This window comes from Vibrio sp. EJY3, assembly GCF_000241385.1.
In the GTDB taxonomy this organism is placed as follows: domain Bacteria; phylum Pseudomonadota; class Gammaproteobacteria; order Enterobacterales; family Vibrionaceae; genus Vibrio; species Vibrio natriegens.
The window spans coordinates 3,033,771-3,051,922 of sequence record NC_016613.1 but is presented as its reverse complement, the minus strand read 5'-3'; the positions used below and the strand labels follow the sequence as shown (position 1 = coordinate 3,051,922).

Below are 18,152 nucleotides of genomic sequence, written 5' to 3'. Positions count from 1 at the left end.
ATAAGGTGGTTAAGCGGTCATGTTCGCGAACAGGTAAACTTGGTAGCCAATGAAGCAAACAAAAAGAACGGCACCTTCCACACGGTTAATGCTGCGAGATCTTCCCAAACACATTGCAACCAGCAGTAGCGAAACGCCCAGCATGACCCAGAAGTCACGACCCATTGCGTACTCACTTAACATGGATGGATTGATGATGCCAGGGATGCCCATTACCGCGAGAATATTGAATACGTTCGAGCCAATGATATTACCCACTGCCATGTCGTCTTCACCTTTGAGTACCCCAGCAAGAGAAGCGGCAAGCTCTGGCAGACTGGTACCAATAGCTATGATGGTTAAGCCGATCACGAGATCGCTCATACCAAAATGCTTAGCAATGATAACCGCGTTATCCACCAAAATGTTCGCTGACACAGGCAGTAATACTAAACCAAGAACTACCCAGATTGCGGCTTTTGAGTTGCTTACACCTTCAGGGATTTCCGATTCCTGATCATCGAGGAATGCGTCCCCCGATTTTTGCTCTTTGCGGCTGATCTGCAACATCACAAATAAAAATGCACCGAACAATACAAACAGAAGGGCACCTTCGTAAAAGCCGAGGTGGTTATTCCAAAGAATTACACCGGCAAGTAATGTGACTGCTATCATCAAAGGCAGTTCACGACGAATTACTCCTGAACTGATCGAAAGAGGCTTAATCAGCGCCGTGATCCCCAGAATCAATGCAATATTCGCAATATTAGAACCCAGAACGTTACCAACTGCGGTGTCGGTCTTTCCATCCAGGGCAGCGGTAGCAGAAACCATCATTTCAGGGGCTGAGGAGCCCATAGCCAGGATTGTCATACCAATCACAAGAGGTGAAATGCCAACGTTGCGGGCTATGGCTGCAGAACCAAAAACAAGTTTATCTGCACTCCAGACAAGTAAAACAAGACCGACGATAAGCAACGCTACGGCTTCGAGCATGATAATTCCTAACTATTAAATGAGAGTGATGAGTAACCGCTAATTTTGACCTTTTGCAGCGGAAAATGGAAGATAAACAACGAATAAATTAAAGGTTAGTAACGAAATTGTGTTTAATTTTCTCTCATCTAATCACTACTGTTAAAGCAATGATTCTGCATTAAGATTTAAATATTAAGCCATGACTCTGTCATCGTTCATCAAGAATTGATTGAATTTGACCGACTTTATTTAATCGAACAGTGCTTTTAATTCGCAGCTAATGTGCTTATGATTGCAGCCTAATAAATGAACCGAAGCCGTTTTTCGCTTTCTAACCACCGCTCTTGTGTACGAAGGTTGTCAACCATACACCTTAACGTTGTTGGAGCACGATGGTTACAAATTAAAAACATTCGGACGTGAGTTGGCTTGATGATACAGCGAGTTCCAACGCTCCGATAGTAGAAGGGATGATATGTCGAACAACGATTTAGTCACCGTTAACAATCTCACTTTTTCACGCGGAAATCGCACGATCTTTGATGGTATCGATCTGCACGTTCCTGAAGGTAAAGTGACCGCAATTATGGGGCCATCGGGAATCGGTAAGACCACGCTGTTACGCTTGATCGGCGGTCAGTTGTATCCCGAACAAGGCGAGATCTGGTTTGATGGCGATAACATTCCAACCCTGTCACGCAAAAAACTTTATCATGCTCGTAAAAAGATGAGCATGTTGTTCCAGTCTGGCGCTTTGTTCACAGATTTGAATGTATTTGATAATGTGGCTTTTCCTCTCCGTGAACACACCAATCTTTCAGAAGAGTTGATTCGTACAATGGTACTGCTCAAGCTCGAAGCGGTTGGTTTACGCGGCGCGGCTCAGTTAATGCCAAGTGAACTCTCTGGTGGTATGGCACGTCGCGCAGCACTGGCCAGAGCGATAGCACTCGATCCTGATTTGATCATGTATGACGAGCCATTTGTTGGACAAGACCCTATCACTATGGGCGTGTTGGTCGAACTGATCAGCAACCTGAACCAAGCTTTGGGTTTGACCTCTATCGTCGTTTCTCACGATGTGCCAGAGGTCATGAGTATTGCCGATTGGGTTTACTTACTTGCCAACGGTAAGATCATCGCTTTTGGTACACCAGATGATCTAAGAAAGAATCCTGATCCGCGTGTGCAGCAGTTCTTACAGGGCGATGCAGATGGCCCTGTGCCGTTTAGCTACCCTTCTCAAAGTATCGAAAAGGATTTATTTGATGGTCGATAGCTTTATTCAATTTGTCGCCTCATTAGGTCGACGCACATTATCCATCTGTGAAGCTTTTGGCCGTGCAACGTTAATGTTGTTGGGTGCGTTGTTATCAAAGCCTCAACCGACGAAGGGCTTTCCTTTACTCATCAAACAGCTTTACTCCGTAGGTGTTCAGTCTCTGGCGATTATTGTCGTATCGGGCTTGTTTATCGGTATGGTATTGAGTTTGCAAGGTTATGTTGTACTGGTGGATTACGGCGCAGAAGGCAGCCTTGGCCAAATGGTTGCGCTTTCTTTGCTGCGTGAACTCGGCCCTGTTGTCACTGCACTGCTGTTTGCCGGACGTGCTGGTTCTGCTTTAACCGCAGAAATCGGTTTGATGAAAGCGACGGAACAGCTTTCCAGCTTGGAAATGATGGCGGTGGATCCGTTGAAGCGAGTGATTGCACCACGCTTTTGGGCTGGCGCTATCTCGATGCCTTTGCTAGCAATGATCTTCATGGCGGTCGGTATCTGGGGAGCTCAGCTTGTCGGCGTTGACTGGAAAGGGGTAGACCACGGCAGTTTTTGGGCGGCGATGCAATCTTCTGTCGAACTGGGGCAGGACATTGGCAACAGTATGATCAAATGCTTTGCGTTTGCGATTACTGTTACTTGGATCGCTCTGTTTAATGGCTACGATGCGATTCCGACTTCGGAAGGGATCAGCCGAGCAACTACACGCACTGTTGTGCATTCTTCTTTAGCAGTACTGGGGTTAGACTTTGTACTGACAGCATTGATGTTTGGGAATTAATCATGCAACAAACACGTAAAACAGAATTATGGGTTGGCAGCTTTGTATTAGCGGGAATTTGCGCGATTCTTGTGATGATTTTTCAAGTTGCTGACGTAAAAAGTATGGGCTCTGGTGATACTTACACCCTCAAAGCCGAGTTTGATAATATTGGTAGTTTGAAAGTCCGCTCACCAGTCAAGGTAGGTGGCGTTGTAATTGGTCGAGTGAGTGATATTACTCTCAACCCAGACAACCTGTTGCCAGAAGTCAGTTTATCGATCAATAGCCAATACAATCAGTTCCCTGAAACATCGAGTGTTCAGATTCTGACATCGGGACTGATCGGTGAGCAATACATTGGCTTAGTACCTGGCTTCGTTTTTGATGACGAAGTGATGTTGGTTGACGGCGATACCATCGAAGACACGAAATCTGCTTTAGTACTTGAAGACTTAATTGGTCAGGTGCTTTACAGCGTGGGTGGCTCAGACGATTCAAGTAAGGAATAACTATGTTGAAGAGATTACTACTTTCAGTTGTCGCGGTTTTCGCAGCTTTTAATTTGAATGCGGCAGAAGTTGATAAAACACAGCCTTATCAAATGATGAAGCAAGTGTCAGAAGTTACGTTTGACCGCTTAAAAGCGGAGCAGACAAAAATTAAACAAGATCCCAACCATCTTAAAGTGGTTGTGGAAGAAGAGTTGATGCCTTACGTCAACTACCGTTACGCCGCATTAAAATTGTTAGGCCCAAATCTCAAAGGGACTAAACGTGAAGATGTGCTCGAGTTTATTGATGCGTTTCATGGCTACCTGATAGCGTCTTACGCGCAAGTGCTGACTCAGTACAGCGATCAGAAAATTGAGTTTGGCCCGGAGCCAAAACTTGATCCATCTGATCGAATTACGAGTGTTAAAGTCGATATCATTGATGCTCCGCGTCCTAACATCAAGCTAGAATTTAAACTGCGTAAAGATAACAAAACCAGTGAATGGGAAGCGTTCGATATGATTGCGGAAGGCATTAGCCTGTTATCAAGCAAGCAGTCGGAGTGGAACTCGAAAATTCGCCAGGATGGTATTTTGGCAGTAGCGAAGGATCTTGAGAAATTGGCAGCGGAACCGATTCGTTTTGAGGCGAAAAAGTAATGGCGCAGTCTCACGCTCAGTGGAACTTTACCACGAATAACCTGAAGCTCTCTGGAGCGCTGGACAGAGATTCAGTGCCTTCATTGTGGGCTCATGCTCTGCAATGGAAGCCTTCTCAAGCGGAGATTGAGTGTTCGCTAGAAGATGTGGTGCGAGTCGACTCTGCGGGAATGGTGATGCTAATTCACTTAATAGAGCATGCAAAAAAGCAAAACTGTCATATAATGCTCAGTTTCGTGCCCGCGCAACTGCGCACTCTGTTTCAACTAAGTAACGTTGAATCGTTAGTGGACAAACACATACAGAATTATCAGGGGTAAATTGTGGACAGCGCAAAAGTACAACAGTTATTAGAAGAAGCACTAAACCTTCAAGAAGTGCATGTGAAAGGTGAAGGTAGCCACTATGAAGTGGTTGCTGTTGATGCTTGCTTTGAGGGAATGAGCCGCGTCAAGAAGCAACAATTAATTTATGGTCCTCTGATGGATTACATCCAGCGTAATGACATTCATGCATTATCAATTAAAGCGTTCACACCAGAAGAGTGGGCTCGTGATAAGAAACTGATGTCGCTTTAAGGTTTATTGATGGAAAAGTTTCGAGTTATTGGGTCAGACAAACCGTTAGTCGGTGAAGTGACCATTTCAGGTGCAAAAAACGCAGCACTGCCGATTTTATTTGCGTCTATTTTGGCTGAAGAGCCAGTAGAAGTGGCTAACGTACCACACCTTCGTGATATTGATACAACCATGGAATTACTTAAGCGTTTAGGCGCTAAAGTAGACCGTAACGGTTCGGTTCACGTCGATCCAAGCAGCATCAATGAATACTGTGCCCCTTACGACTTGGTGAAAACCATGCGTGCTTCAATCTGGGCTTTAGGCCCTCTAGTTGCGCGTTTTGGCCAAGGTCAGGTTTCTTTACCTGGTGGTTGTGCGATCGGTGCTCGTCCGGTTGATCTACACATTACTGGTCTAGAACAATTAGGCGCAACCATCACTTTAGAAGATGGTTACGTAAAAGCAGAAGTCGATGGTCGCCTGAAGGGCGCGCATATCGTGATGGATAAAGTGAGCGTAGGCGCCACTATTACTATTATGTGTGCTGCGACACTTGCTGAAGGCAAAACCACACTAGACAACGCTGCTCGTGAGCCTGAGATTGTGGACACGGCGGAGTTCCTAAACAAACTGGGTGCAAAAATCACTGGTGCTGGTACAGATACCATCACGATTGAAGGTGTTGAGCGTCTTGGCGGTTGTAAGCACAGTGTGGTTGCTGACCGTATTGAAACGGGAACATTCCTAGTTGCTGCAGCGGTATCTGGCGGTAAAGTTGTATGTCGCAATACCAACGCACATTTGCTTGAAGCGGTACTCTCGAAACTTGAAGAAGCAGGTGCTTTGGTAGAAACCGGTGAAGACTGGATTTCTGTTGATATGACCGATCGTGAGCTAAAAGCCGTGACTGTCCGTACTGCTCCACACCCGGGTTTCCCAACAGACATGCAAGCGCAATTCACGCTATTGAACATGATGGCGAAAGGCGGCGGCGTAATCACGGAAACCATTTTTGAAAACCGTTTTATGCACGTTCCTGAACTGATGCGCATGGGCGCTAAAGCTGAGATCGAAGGCAACACGGTTATCTGTGGTGACGTTGAATCTTTGAGCGCAGCACAAGTAATGGCAACAGATTTACGTGCTTCTGCAAGTCTGGTTATTGCAGGTTGTATTGCGAAAGGCGAAACCATCGTCGATCGTATCTACCACATCGACCGTGGTTACGACAAAATTGAAAATAAACTGGCTGCACTTGGCGCAAATATTGAGCGCGTGAGCGTGACAAGTTAAACTGCACAGCAGATGATTTGGATATGAAGAGCCGAAACTCAGGTTTCGGCTTTTTTATATCACTCTCTTTTTCATAGTAAGAGAAATTAATAGCTGTATCTGTTAGAAGTCGGTTTCTGGAGAATAAGAATGATTGCACTGTTACGTGTGTTTGCTATCGCAATTTTCGCTATTGTGATGTTTATTGGTGGTTGTGGTTACTGCCTGTTAAGTCCACGAAACCCTAAACACGTATTCACCTTTGGCCGTCTGTTTGCCAAGATGTCGCGTGTTTTTGGGGTTAAACTTGAACTACGTCTTCCCGAAGACGCTTACTCGCGTGGTCAGCACATTTACATTGCAAACCACCAAAACAACTGGGACATGTTTACGGTTTCTGCGGCGGTAACACCAAAAGTGGTAACGGTGGGTAAAAAGAGCCTGGCGTGGATGCCACTGTTTGGCCAGCTTTACTGGTTGACCGGTAACATTCTGATTGATCGTGCTAACCGTTCAAAAGCGAAAGGCACGATTGATCAAGTGGTTAAGAGCATGAAAGAGAGCGATGTGTCGGTTTGGATGTTCCCAGAAGGTACGCGTTCTCGTGGTCGTGGTTTACTGCCATTTAAGACCGGTGCATTTCACGCAGCAATTGGTGCGGGCGTACCAATTATCCCTATAGTTTGTAGTTCAACCGATAAGCTCAAGCTGAACCGCTGGAATAACGGTCATGTCATTGTGGAAATGATGCCACCAGTCAGCACAGAAGGTTGTACCAAAGAAGGGATTCGTGAGTTAGCGAACACTTGTCGTGAGCAGATGAAAGAGAAGCTGCAAGAGTTGGATGAAGAAGTTAAACAGCGTAACGCCGCTTAATCTTTCAAATACAAGCATATAAAAATGGGTAGCTCAGGCTACCCATTTTTAATTCAAATGAACTAACGCGTTTACTTATTTGCGAACCGCGATAGCTTCGATTTCGATACCAACATCTTTAGGCAGGCGAGCAACTTCAACGCAAGAGCGAGCAGGGTAGTTTGCTACTTGATGCTCGTCGAAGAATTTGCCGTACACTTCGTTAACTGTGCCGAAGTCGTTCAGGTCTTTAACGAAAACCGTCATTTTCACGATATCCGTCACTTTAAGGCCAGAAGCTTCTACAACAGCTTTTACGTTATCTAGAGACTGACGCGCTTGCTCTGCGATATCCGCAGATACTTCACCTGTAGCAGGGTTAACAGGGATTTGGCCAGAAGTAAGAACCATGTTGCCAAGATCTACGCCTTGTACGTAAGGGCCGATTGCTGCTGGTGCTGATTCCGTGTGAAGTACTTTTGTCATTTTATTTGTTCCATCTGTTTTAGCGAATTAAAGAGTGTCAGTGTGCCTCTAAATCTATGGTAGGTAAAGAGCAAAATGCCCCGTAAATACAGGGCATTTGAACTTATTAGAGGTCTGAAATGTTTACTGAATTATCGCTCAGTAACGATCTCTCTTGAGAACACTTTTTCACAGTATTTACACTTCAGGCGAATCTCTTCTTTCTTCTCAAATACCTTGAAGCTGCTCTCTACTGGCTCGTTGTGAGAAATACAGTTTGTATTTGGACATTCAAATACGTCGTTGATTCTTTCTGGAAGCTCTAGCGCCAGCTTTTTCACTACTTCGTAGTTTTCGATTTGGTTCACGGTTGCGTGTGGTGCATACAGTGCCAACTTACTCGCCTGCTCTTCGTTGATGAAGACATTTTCAATTTTCAGCAGGTCTTTATGACCTAGCGCTGACGACGGCAAATTAAGGCCGATGGTCACTCGCTGAGACGAGTTATGCATATCGAACAACTTCAGTACTTTGATGCCGATTTGTGCTGGAATGTGGTCGATTACGGTACCGTTTTTGATTGCTTCTACCTGCAATTGAGTTTCTTTAGCCATGTCTTTTCTCCTCGATTACAGTGTTTCGTTAAGAACCAGCGCCAACAAAGCCTGACGGGCATATACGCCGTTTTGAGCCTGCTGGAAGTAGTAAGCGTGCGGTGTTTTATCAACATCCGTTGTGATTTCATCTACACGTGGTAGAGGGTGCAGTACTTTAAGGTTCTCGCGCGCACCTTCCAGCATTGCGGCTGTCAGGATGTAAGCGGATTTGATGTGTGCGTATTCTGACTCATCAAAACGCTCTTTCTGTACGCGGGTCATGTACAGGATATCAAGCTCAGGAATGACGGTTTCCATGTCAGTGAGCAGGGTGTATTCAATACCAGCTTCATCCAGTTCTTCACAAAGGTAGTCAGGCATTGCCAGTGCTTCAGGAGCGATAAAGAAGAAGCGGATGTTATTGAACTTCGCCAGAGCCTGAGTCAGTGAGTGAACGGTGCGACCGTATTTTAAGTCACCAACGAATGCCACATTAAGGTTATCTAAGCGGCCTTGCGTTTCTGCGATGGTGTAAAGGTCTAGCAGAGTTTGAGTTGGATGCTGGTTTGCACCGTCACCTGCGTTAATCACTGGTACGCCGTTTGAAAACTCAGACGCCAGACGTGCAGCACCTTCCTGAGGGTGACGCATCACAAAAGCGTCTACATACGAAGAGATGACTTGTACGGAGTCAGAAAGGGTTTCGCCTTTCTTCGCCAGAGAAGTATTTCCATCGTTATCAAAACCAATGACGTCGCCGCCCACACGTTGAATTGCCGTCTCAAACGACAGACGTGTGCGTGTTGATGGCTCAAAGAAACAGCTCGCAACGACTTTATTTTTAATCAGTTCTGGTTGAGGTTCCTTTTTCAGGCTACCTGCGGTTGCGACAATAAGTTCCAGCTCTTCACGTGAAAGCTCTGGAATAGAGATGATGTGCTTCTGGTAAAGCGAGTTCGCCATGATCTTCTTCCCTATAACAGTGATGACTATCTCCAAAATTAACCTTGAGAAATTTTGGACATAAAAAAACCTCCCAAATAGGGAGGTTTAAAAATCGATAGAATTAACGAAAATAACACCACGCAAGCGTAGTCGCTTAGTTAGAGCAAATCGCGTTGTTACGGCAGCAATCAGCGTGGTCATTTCTTAATCCTCAGACAAATTGCCGAGCATTATACGCCTAACTTTTACTAGTGCAAGCGATTACATCATGGTTTTTGTTACTAAAATCCGTTAACTTCCCAGCGTTGCCACCATCACGGCTTTGATCGTGTGCATGCGGTTTTCTGCTTCATCGAAGACGATAGAATATTCAGACTCAAACACGTCTTCCGTCACTTCCAAACCTTTCATGCCGTATTTCTCAGCCACTTCTTTACCGACGGTGGTTTCATCATTGTGGAAAGCGGGTAGACAGTGCATAAACTTCACATGCGGATTGCCGGTCTGTTTAATCACATCCATATTGATTTGGTAAGGCTTCATTAGGGCAACACGTTCATCCCAAGCTTCTGCAGATTCACCCATCGATACCCAAACATCGGTATACAAGAAGTCACAGCCCTTAACGCCTTCTTCAACGCTTTCGGTCAGGTTGATCTTGGCACCTGTTTGCTGCGCGATTTCCTGACATGTGGCAACAAGCTCTTCTTCAGGCCAGAACGCTTTTGGCGCAATAAGACGAATATCCATGCCCATTTTAGCTGCGCCGACCATCAGTGAGTTGCCCATGTTATTGCGAGCGTCACCTAGGTAGGCAAAGGTGATGTCATGCAGTTTCTTCCCACGTCCATGCTCTTGCATGGTTAGGAAGTCAGCGAGGATTTGCGTCGGATGGAATTCATCGGTTAGGCCATTCCAGACTGGAACGCCTGCGTAAGCACCGAGATCTTCCACGATCGCCTGACCAAAACCACGGTATTCGATACCATCATACATACGGCCCAATACACGCGCGGTATCTTTCATTGATTCTTTGTGGCCGATTTGTGAGCCAGAAGGACCAATATATGAGACCTGAGCGCCCTGATCAAAGGCCGCAACTTCGAACGCACATCGGGTTCGAGTAGAAGATTTCTCAAAGATGAGTGCAATGTTTTTACCTTGGAGTTTCTTCTGCTCTGTTCCTGCATATTTCGCTTTTTTTAGCTCTGCAGACAGTTCGAGCAAGAACTGGATTTCTTTGGTTGAGAAATCCAACAGCTTCAAAAAGTTGCGATTTCGTAAATTGAAAGCCATAGCTCGTCCCTTTGTACGTGTGATTGATTTTGAATCACTGCATTAAAACATATAAATGCTTTTATTGTGAATAATTATTTTAATTAAAAACTAAAAAAGGTTGATGTATTCACATCAACCTTAGTTTTTATTCACTGATTCGGAAAGAGATTAAATATCGTCTCGTTCAATCGGACAGCTCATACAGCGAGCACCACCACGGCCACGACCTAACTCGTTACCTGGTACCGTCAATACTTGAATGCCGGCTTTATCGTACTTCTCGTTGGTGTAGACGTTACGTTCGTAACCAATTACCACACCTGGTTTCACGGTCAGTACGTTGTTGGCATCATTCCACTGTTCACGCTCTGCTTCGTAGCTGTCACCACCGGTTGTGATGATTTTCAGCTGATCTAAGCCAAGTGCTGATTCAATCGCATGCAGGTAGTTGTGCGATGCTTCAACATTCATTTCACCGTCAGTGCCTTTCGGAGTCAGACGCCATGTATCCAGATCTTTACGCATGATCTCTGGGTAAACAGAGAAGGTATCGACATCCATGTGTGTCATGACCGTATCCAGGTGCATACATGAACGGTGTTTAGGAAGATCAATCGCAATCACTTCTGTTGCCTGACCTGCTTTAAACAGGTTAGCAGCCAGATTTTCTACACCTTGCGCCGTGGTACGTTCAGACATACCTACCAGAACTGCGCCCTTACCGATAACCAGAACATCACCGCCTTCAACGTTGGCGTTATCGTAGTGTAGGTCTTCATCGCCAAAGTATTTAATGAAGTCTTGACCTGCAAAGATTGGGTGCCAGCGGTAAATTGCACGCAAATGGTTTGTTTCGCGTTGACGTGCAGGCATCATCATTGGGTTCAGAGAAACACCGCCGTATACCCAGCAAGATGTATCGCGGGTAAATAGATGGTTTGGCAATGGTTCAATAACAAAGTCTAGAGGGCGACGCATCTTCGGTAGCATAGAAGATGATTTGATAGGGAGCTCAGAGTAGGCCAAGCCACCTAGCAATACTGAAGCAAGGTGTTCATTGTCCATCTCTGTAAAATACGCGCGAAGATCACGGGCAAAGGTCGGGCCGTAACGGAAATCAGAGATCTGAGTATCCAATAGCCACTTTTTCGCTTCTGGAACCGCGAGGGTTTCGACTAGTAAATCGTGAAGTAGAAGTACTTCTACATCTTGGTCGCGTAAAGTACGAGCGAAAGCATCATGCTCTTCGCCTGCTGCTTCTACCGCAAGAACATCATCAAACAATAACTCATGACAGTTAGATGGCGTTAAGTGGGTTAGGGCGCGCTCAGGGCGATTTAAAAGAACTCGTCTTAATTGACCAACTTCTGATCCAACGTACAGCTTACTCATTTTGTGTCCTTACAGATTTACCAGCCGCTATTTATGACAACCTTATGGATAAGATGCAAGTTAGTTAACTTTGATAATATTTTGTTAATCGTTTTAATTTTAAATTAAAAATCCAGATTTGTTGATATTGGATACTATTGGTGGTTTTTTGTGTTGTTTTTATGCTTTGGCGTTAAGTGCGTTTTTATTCTTTTGGTCTGACTTGAGCATATTACATGCTTAATGCATAAAATGTGCATATATATTCTAAAATATGCATTTTGGGGTTCTCTTTATTCGCTGAGTAGAGAATGCAAGGCGTCTCGGTATTCAATATAGGACCATAAACACGCATTGAGAGCTGGTTTGTGCCCTATTTATGCGAATTAGGATCTTCTGAATATTACAAAACAGCATTTCTTGTTAACTTTTTGTGACCTTGTGAGAGGGATTTAATATTTATCAAGGAATAATTGACAACAATCACTGTGGTTTGGTGTTTGTTAGTGGCTTTTCGTCTCAATCCGTGCCATATTTCACCGGATCGTTTCCACCAAGTAACTAATCTGGAGCCAAAACATGTCTCACGAAGATGAATATCTATCAGTAGAAGAATTAATTGAGATTCAAAAGGAAGAGACTCGCGATATCATTGCAGCATTGCTAGAAGATGGCAGCGATCCAGATTCGCTATACGAAATTGAGCACCACCTATTTGCAGAAGATTTCGATACGCTAGAAAAAGCGGTTGTTGAAGCATTTAAGATGGGCTTTGAAGTACTTGAAGCAGAAGAGACAGAAGACGAAGACGGCAACAAACTACTTTGCTGTGATGCGACGATGGAATCTGCACTCGATGCAGAAGCAATTGATGCTCAAGTTGAGAAGCTGGTTCATCTCGCTGAAAAGTACGACATTATTTATGACGGTTGGGGTACCTATTACGAGGGCGAAGACGCTCTATACTCTGACGAAGATGATGAAGACGAAGAATAGTCTCTCCTTGATTGAAAAAGCCAGCTATTTAGCTGGTTTTTTTATGTCTAACAATTGATAACGATAAGGTATGAAACTAATTCACATTGAGCTTGTGTGGTTTTTTTACCATAATGCATAGAAAATTGATCTAGCTCAAGGTGTATATGCAACAGTCACTCGCCGGTTTATGGCAAGTCTCTCCACTTACGGACCTATCTATCCCTCAGGATGACATCACTTTCCCGGCTCCATTAAGTCAGGTACTTCCAGACGAATTGACAGAAGAAGTAATCTGTCAGCAAGAATGGCACTTAATGCATGATATTGAAGTGGATGAGTCCATGATGGCATTCCCTGCGGTAGAAATGGTATTAGGTGGCGTCGACTACCATGCCGAAGTACGGTTGAACGGCGTGGCACTGTTTGACTGCGATGGTACTCAGAATGTGTATAAGAAAGACATTCGTCCGTTCATGCAGATGGGACGTAACCGCTTTGAGATTTTATTCTTAGAGGAAGAAGAAGACTTAATGTTTGAGGAAGATCGGCCGGAACTGTGCGCTCTTACCGATCAAGAGTATAAGAAAAGCGACGATCGCATAGGTGTATGGCGGGAGCCTTACCTACAATTTATTCGCAACGTTCGTTTAGAGCGAGTTGCCACTGAGCAGATCTGGCACCATGGTGGTGGTTGTGAGTTTAAGGTTGATCTTTATTATCAGACATTCGCAGCGGGGTTGGTTTCTGCATCGGTCAAATTCAACGGCATGACTTACCACATACCAATTGATGTGCGTGCTGAGCATGCTAGCGCTCTGTTTCAGATCGAAGCGCCAAAATACGCTGATCTCAATAACCCAAATCCAAGCGATCTCTACCAATTGTCAGTAGAGCTAGATGGGCAACGCCAAGATTTTTCAGTGGCATTAAGCCAGGATCTTTGTGTTACCCACTTAGTACTCTAAAATTGGGTGTGCTTAAATGCCTACAGCGATTTGAGCATCACGACTTCACACGCATCATGCCCTGTTTGTCCAAGCGGGGCATCTAAATGCTCAAACCCCAACTTCTCATACAAACCAATGGCTTCTTTTAAGCACTCGGTGGTTTCCAAATAACACTTCTGATAACCAAGTTGCTTTGCTAATTGCAGACTCAGAGCCACAATACGTTTGGCCAGCCCGTGTCCACGAGTTTGTGGCAAGAAGTACATCTTTTGTAGCTCGCACACGTTAGGTTCTCCTGCCAGTGGCGCAAAACCTCCACCACCAACGATCACACCATTGTGCTCAATCACCCAATACGCTGCGCCTTGTTGATTGTAGACAGAATACATGTCATCCAGCGTTGGGTCTGCCACGCCATAGCCTTTGTCAGCGGTTAGACCATACTCGGCTGAGACCTGGCGAATGACGCTTGCTATGTTTGGGTTATCTTCTGGTGTGATAGAGCGGAGAGTGAAGTGTGCTATTTGTTCCATGCTTTGCCTACAAAAATGAGCCCTTAAGGGCTCAATATATTGCGGTTAGGCATGTCGATGCAAACCAAAGTGAGATGAAGGTGCTTGGTTTGCAGATTTACGTAACCAAACTTTCTCGTGGAAATAGTACGCCACTGTGTTTATAGATGGCTCTAGCATTGCCATGACACCACCAATAAATACATCACCCGTTAACAAGTAAACCACCGTAAACGCTACGCTAAAGTGTACGGTTGCGAAACTTGCGGTTTTTAGCTTGGTCATGAATTGACGAGCTTTTAAAGCGGGAACACTTGTCCAAGCTTTTTCATGAAAGTAGAAAGCGACCGTGTTTACTGATGGCTCGATCATGGCAATTAAACTACCAATTAAGATGTCGCCAGTAAGTACGTAAGCGACACTAAATGCGATAGTAAAATGTAATGCAGCGAAAGTTAGTGTCTTTTTCATGATAATTACTCATCGTGTTTGTTTCGATGAGTTTATTATCGATAATAATTCTCATTGTCGCTAATGGGTGGTGAGTATTAATTCAATAGGGGAAAGCTATCAATGCGTACGTTGCGAAGGGAAGATACAAAAAAGGTTGGCCTTGATGACCAACCTTTTTGATTCAAGCATAGAAGCGTTTGGCTTCTGTTTTTGCTTTAGCGATTAAAGAGCTGCAATTGTGGTTTTTTGCTCTTCTAGCTTAGCCAGTGTTTCTTTGTAGCCTTCAAGCTTCTCGCGCTCTTTAGCAACAACCGCTTCAGGTGCTTTCGCTACGAAGCCTTCGTTACCAAGTTTGCCTTCAATACGCTTGATCTCGCCGTGCGTTTTCTTGATTTCGCCATCAAGACGCGCAAGTTCTGCATCTTTGTCGATAAGACCCGCCATTGGGATCATCAGCTCAGACTTACCAACCAATGCTGTTGCACACGCAGGTGTTTCTTCGCCAGCTTCAAGAACGCGTACCGCTTCTAGCTTCGCCAGAGACATCAGTACTTGCTTGTTCGCTTCTAGACGAGTCGCATCTTCTTTGCTTGCTGCTTTTAGCATTACATCAAGTGGTTTACCCGGGTTGATGTCGTACTCAGCACGTAGGTTACGGATGCTAGTGATGAACGCTTTAACCCACTCGATGTCGTCTAGCGCTTCTTGATGGAAGTTCGCTTCGTCGAATTGAGGTAGAGCTTGAAGCATGATTGTCTCACCTTCAACACCATCGACTAGTGGCTTGATGCTTTGCCAGATAGTCTCTGTGATGTAAGGAATCACTGGGTGAGCCAGACGTAGTGTCTTCTCAAGAACCGTGATTAGTGTACGACGAGTACCACGTTGCTGCGCTTCAGTGCCTTTCCATAGAACAGGTTTCGTTAGCTCTAGGTACCAGTCACAGAATTGGTTCCAGATGAATTCGTAAAGCGTGTTTGACGCCATATCCAGACGGAAGTTGTCGATATGGTTGTTGAACGCTTTCGCTGCTAGTTCAAACTGAGACTCGATCCACTTGTCCGCTAGTGAGTATTCAATGTCACCACCGTTGAAGCCACAATCTTGCTCTTCTGTGTTCATCATTACGTAACGGCTAGCGTTCCATAGTTTGTTACAGAAGTTGCGGTAACCTTCAAGACGCTTCATATCCCAGTTGATATCGCGACCTGTTGATGCCATTGCTGCAAGAGTGAAACGAAGTGCGTCGGTACCGTATGCTTCGATACCGTTTTCAAACGTCTTACGAGTGTTCTTCTCGATCTTCTTCGCTAGCTGAGGCTGCATCATGTTGCCAGTGCGCTTCTCAACCAGAGACTCTAGGTCGATACCATCGATCATGTCGATTGGGTCAAGCACGTTACCTTTCGACTTAGACATCTTGTCGCCATTTTCGTCACGGATTAGACCGGTAACGTAAACGGTTTTGAATGGTACTTGTGGCTTGCCGTCTTCGTCTTTCACGAAGTGCATGGTCATCATGATCATGCGCGCAACCCAGAAGAAGATGATGTCGAAACCAGTGACTAGTACGTCTGAAGGGTGGAATACTTTCAGATCGTCAGTTTGCTCTGGCCAACCTTGAGTACCGAACGTCCATAAAGCAGAAGAGAACCAGGTATCCAGTACGTCTTCGTCTTGGTGCAGCTCAATGACTGACTCTAGGTTGTTGTTGCGACGAACTTCTTCCTCAGTGCGACCTACGTAAACATTGCCTTGGTTGTCGTACCAAGCTGGGATACGGTGACCCCACCATAGCTGACGAGAGATACACCAGTCTTGAACGTCACGCATCCAAGAGAAGTACATGTTTTCGTATTGCTTAGGCACGAACTGGATGTCGCCGTTTTCAACTGCTTCAACCGCTGTTTTCGCTAGAGGCGCAGTACGTACGTACCATTGGTCAGTTAGCATTGGTTCGATAACCACGCCACCACGGTCGCCGTAAGGAACTTGTAGATCGTGATCTTTCACTTCTTCAAGTAGGCCTAGCTCGTCGAATTCAGCAACGACAGCTTTACGCGCAGCAAAACGCTCCATGCCGTGGTATTTAGCTGGAAGCTCTGTGCTGTATGCTTCGCTTGCTTCGCCGTTGGTGTTGAATACTTCAGCCGCGTCACGGATGTTGGCGTCAAAAGTCAAAATGTTGATCATTGGTAGCTGGTGACGCTTACCCACTTCGTAGTCATTGAAGTCGTGCGCCGGTGTGATTTTCACACAACCAGTGCCTTTTTCCATATCCGCGTGCTCGTCACCTACGATAGGGATGCGACGGTCAACGATAGGAAGAATGATTTCTTTACCGATAAGATCTTTGTAACGTGGATCTTCAGGGTTTACAGCAACACCGGTATCACCAAGTACGGTTTCTGGACGAGTGGTTGCAACGACGATGTAATCTTTACCGTCAGCCGTTTTTACGCCATCCGCTAGCGGGTAGCGGAAATGCCACATGTTGCCTTTAGTGTCTTTGTTTTCTACTTCTAGATCTGAGATTGCTGTGTGTAGCTTTGGATCCCAGTTAACCAGACGCTTACCACGGTAGATTAGGTCATCTTCGTACAGACGAACAAAAACTTCCTGTACTGCATTTGACAGGCCATCATCCATCGTAAAGCGTTCACGATCCCAGTCTACTGACGCGCCAAGACGACGTAGCTGTTTAGTGATGGTGCCACCAGATTCACCTTTCCATTCCCAGATTTTGTCAATGAAAGCTTCACGACCGTAATCGTTTTTGGTTTTGCCTTCTTCTGCCGCGATCTTGCGCTCAACAACCATCTGAGTTGCGATACCAGCGTGGTCAGTACCTACTTGCCAAAGGGTGTTTTTACCCTTCATACGTTCACAACGGATAAGCGTATCCATGATCGTATCTTGGAACGCGTGGCCCATGTGTAGGCTACCAGTGACGTTCGGTGGCGGGATCATGATGCTGTATGATTCTTTAGTAGTGTCACCGTGTGGCTTGAAGTAGCCTTTCTCTTCCCAAGTCTGATACAGAGCTTGTTCGATTGAAGTTGGGTTATATGTTTTTTCCATAGCGCTCATTTTTCCTCGTCATATTTGGGCGGATTGTGGCTTTAATTGCCTTAATCGAAGCTCAACTATTTAGAGGTTTGATTCTGGTTAATGGTAAATCTTAGTCAATCTCTATAAGTGAACTCTCTAAAGAGAGAGCTTAACTATAAGGATTGACCCTTAAGGATATTGAATTTCTATCGTCTGCAGTTGGTAGCCTGCTTGTCGGTAAATTTTATATCTTTCTCTTGCGAGCTGTTTAGCTTTTTCTTCGCAGGGCACGAAGTCTACCACTTGAGCAAACTTGTTCGCAAAGGTTGTCTCATTTTCCGCCAAATTAATTACTAATTGGCGATTCCAAGACGGTTTTACACCATGATGTCCAATTTCAATGTTGGTGGCGTATTTAGGGCCTTCACCTACGAGATTATGTGCCATGAACTTGTCTGCATCAATTTGCCAGAAAGCTTCAGCGAGCTGCTCGGCATGCATTTTGTCGTTGCAGTTCAGATATACTTTAGCGCCTTGGCGGGCAAAGTGCTGAGCCAAAAATACGACATACTCTTCAAAGCCAGTGAGCTGCGCTTGTGGGCTGTCTTCTTTGATGATGTAGAAAGTTGCGGTTTGCATCATTCTCTCGCTTAGTTCTGATCTCACCTTACGACTCTTGTTATAGAGAATATTGTGACAATAAAAAAGGGCCTTGCGGCC

At 45.1% G+C, this 18,152-nt stretch carries 19 protein-coding genes and 1 pseudogene; 10 read left to right on the top strand and 10 right to left on the bottom strand.

The window, feature by feature from the left end; genetic code table 11:
* Nucleotides 1-9: 9 nt before the first annotated feature.
* Entirely contained in the window at nt 10-975 is a 966-nt protein-coding gene (locus VEJY3_RS13825) for a calcium/sodium antiporter (RefSeq protein ID WP_014233074.1), read from the bottom strand.
* Nucleotides 976-1,432: 457 nt separating this feature from the next.
* On the opposite strand from VEJY3_RS13825, the gene mlaF reads away from it, so the two are divergent.
* From mlaF to VEJY3_RS13785, 8 genes are all read left to right on the top strand, one after another.
* Nucleotides 1,433-2,236, top strand: a complete 804-nt coding sequence (gene mlaF / locus VEJY3_RS13820; protein WP_014233073.1) for a phospholipid ABC transporter ATP-binding protein MlaF — start codon at nt 1,433-1,435, stop codon at nt 2,234-2,236.
* Nucleotides 2,226-3,017 (top strand): lipid asymmetry maintenance ABC transporter permease subunit MlaE, encoded by a 792-nt coding sequence (mlaE, locus tag VEJY3_RS13815; protein WP_014233072.1) that lies wholly within the window; start codon nt 2,226-2,228, stop codon nt 3,015-3,017. Before mlaF ends, mlaE begins: the two co-directional genes overlap by 11 nt.
* A gap of 2 nt (nt 3,018-3,019) precedes the next feature.
* The gene (gene mlaD / locus VEJY3_RS13810; protein WP_014233071.1) at nt 3,020-3,508 is read left to right on the top strand and encodes an outer membrane lipid asymmetry maintenance protein MlaD; all 489 of its coding nucleotides are present in this window, start codon (nt 3,020-3,022) and stop codon (nt 3,506-3,508) included.
* Nucleotides 3,509-3,510: 2 nt separating this feature from the next.
* Entirely contained in the window at nt 3,511-4,149 is a 639-nt protein-coding gene (locus VEJY3_RS13805; protein WP_014233070.1) for a phospholipid-binding protein MlaC, read from the top strand.
* A complete protein-coding gene (locus tag VEJY3_RS13800; protein ID WP_014233069.1) occupies nt 4,149-4,469 on the top strand; it encodes a lipid asymmetry maintenance protein MlaB in 321 nt (106 codons plus the stop codon). Before VEJY3_RS13805 ends, VEJY3_RS13800 begins: the two co-directional genes overlap by 1 nt.
* A gap of 3 nt (nt 4,470-4,472) precedes the next feature.
* Nucleotides 4,473-4,727 (top strand): BolA family iron metabolism protein IbaG, encoded by a 255-nt coding sequence (gene ibaG / locus VEJY3_RS13795; protein WP_014233068.1) that lies wholly within the window; start codon nt 4,473-4,475, stop codon nt 4,725-4,727.
* Nucleotides 4,728-4,736: 9 nt separating this feature from the next.
* Entirely contained in the window at nt 4,737-6,002 is a 1,266-nt protein-coding gene (gene murA, locus VEJY3_RS13790; RefSeq protein WP_014233067.1) for a UDP-N-acetylglucosamine 1-carboxyvinyltransferase, read from the top strand.
* Nucleotides 6,003-6,131: 129 nt separating this feature from the next.
* On the top strand, nt 6,132-6,857 hold the full coding sequence (locus tag VEJY3_RS13785; RefSeq protein ID WP_014233066.1) for a 1-acylglycerol-3-phosphate O-acyltransferase: 726 nt from the start codon (nt 6,132-6,134) through the stop codon (nt 6,855-6,857).
* Nucleotides 6,858-6,932: 75 nt separating this feature from the next.
* Here VEJY3_RS13785 and VEJY3_RS13780 read toward each other — a convergent pair whose 3' ends face one another.
* From VEJY3_RS13780 to arcA, 5 genes are all read right to left on the bottom strand, one after another.
* Nucleotides 6,933-7,322: a RidA family protein gene (locus VEJY3_RS13780; RefSeq protein ID WP_014233065.1), complete on the bottom strand. Its 390-nt coding sequence runs from the start codon at nt 7,320-7,322 to the stop codon at nt 6,933-6,935.
* Nucleotides 7,323-7,453: 131 nt separating this feature from the next.
* Nucleotides 7,454-7,915, bottom strand: a complete 462-nt coding sequence (gene pyrI / locus VEJY3_RS13775; protein ID WP_014233064.1) for an aspartate carbamoyltransferase regulatory subunit — start codon at nt 7,913-7,915, stop codon at nt 7,454-7,456.
* 15 nt (nt 7,916-7,930) lie between these two features.
* A complete protein-coding gene (gene pyrB, locus VEJY3_RS13770) occupies nt 7,931-8,860 on the bottom strand; it encodes an aspartate carbamoyltransferase (RefSeq protein ID WP_014233063.1) in 930 nt (309 codons plus the stop codon).
* Between the two features lie 273 nt (nt 8,861-9,133).
* A complete protein-coding gene (locus tag VEJY3_RS13765) occupies nt 9,134-10,138 on the bottom strand; it encodes an ornithine carbamoyltransferase (protein ID WP_014233062.1) in 1,005 nt (334 codons plus the stop codon).
* 150 nt (nt 10,139-10,288) lie between these two features.
* A complete protein-coding gene (gene arcA / locus VEJY3_RS13760) occupies nt 10,289-11,512 on the bottom strand; it encodes an arginine deiminase (protein WP_014233061.1) in 1,224 nt (407 codons plus the stop codon).
* A gap of 558 nt (nt 11,513-12,070) precedes the next feature.
* Here arcA and rraB point away from each other — a divergent pair.
* Both rraB and VEJY3_RS13750 read left to right on the top strand, forming a co-directional pair.
* Nucleotides 12,071-12,487, top strand: coding sequence for a ribonuclease E inhibitor RraB (gene rraB / locus VEJY3_RS13755; protein ID WP_014233060.1), 417 nt, complete (start codon nt 12,071-12,073; stop codon nt 12,485-12,487).
* Nucleotides 12,488-12,633: 146 nt separating this feature from the next.
* Nucleotides 12,634-13,434, top strand: a complete 801-nt coding sequence (locus VEJY3_RS13750; RefSeq protein ID WP_014233059.1) for a hypothetical protein — start codon at nt 12,634-12,636, stop codon at nt 13,432-13,434.
* Between the two features lie 20 nt (nt 13,435-13,454).
* Here the strand turns inward: VEJY3_RS13750 and VEJY3_RS13745 are convergent.
* The 4 genes and pseudogenes from VEJY3_RS13745 to VEJY3_RS13730 all read right to left on the bottom strand — a co-directional run.
* Nucleotides 13,455-13,925 (bottom strand): annotated as a pseudogene (locus VEJY3_RS13745) (GNAT family N-acetyltransferase); the annotation flags it as partial.
* A gap of 69 nt (nt 13,926-13,994) precedes the next feature.
* Complete coding sequence (locus VEJY3_RS13740) at nt 13,995-14,399, bottom strand: DUF2061 domain-containing protein (RefSeq protein ID WP_014233057.1); 405 nt, start codon at nt 14,397-14,399, stop codon at nt 13,995-13,997.
* Nucleotides 14,400-14,603: 204 nt separating this feature from the next.
* On the bottom strand, nt 14,604-17,462 hold the full coding sequence (locus tag VEJY3_RS13735) for a valine--tRNA ligase (RefSeq protein WP_014233056.1): 2,859 nt from the start codon (nt 17,460-17,462) through the stop codon (nt 14,604-14,606).
* A gap of 159 nt (nt 17,463-17,621) precedes the next feature.
* Entirely contained in the window at nt 17,622-18,071 is a 450-nt protein-coding gene (locus tag VEJY3_RS13730; protein WP_014233055.1) for a DNA polymerase III subunit chi, read from the bottom strand.
* Nucleotides 18,072-18,152 lie beyond the last annotated feature (81 nt).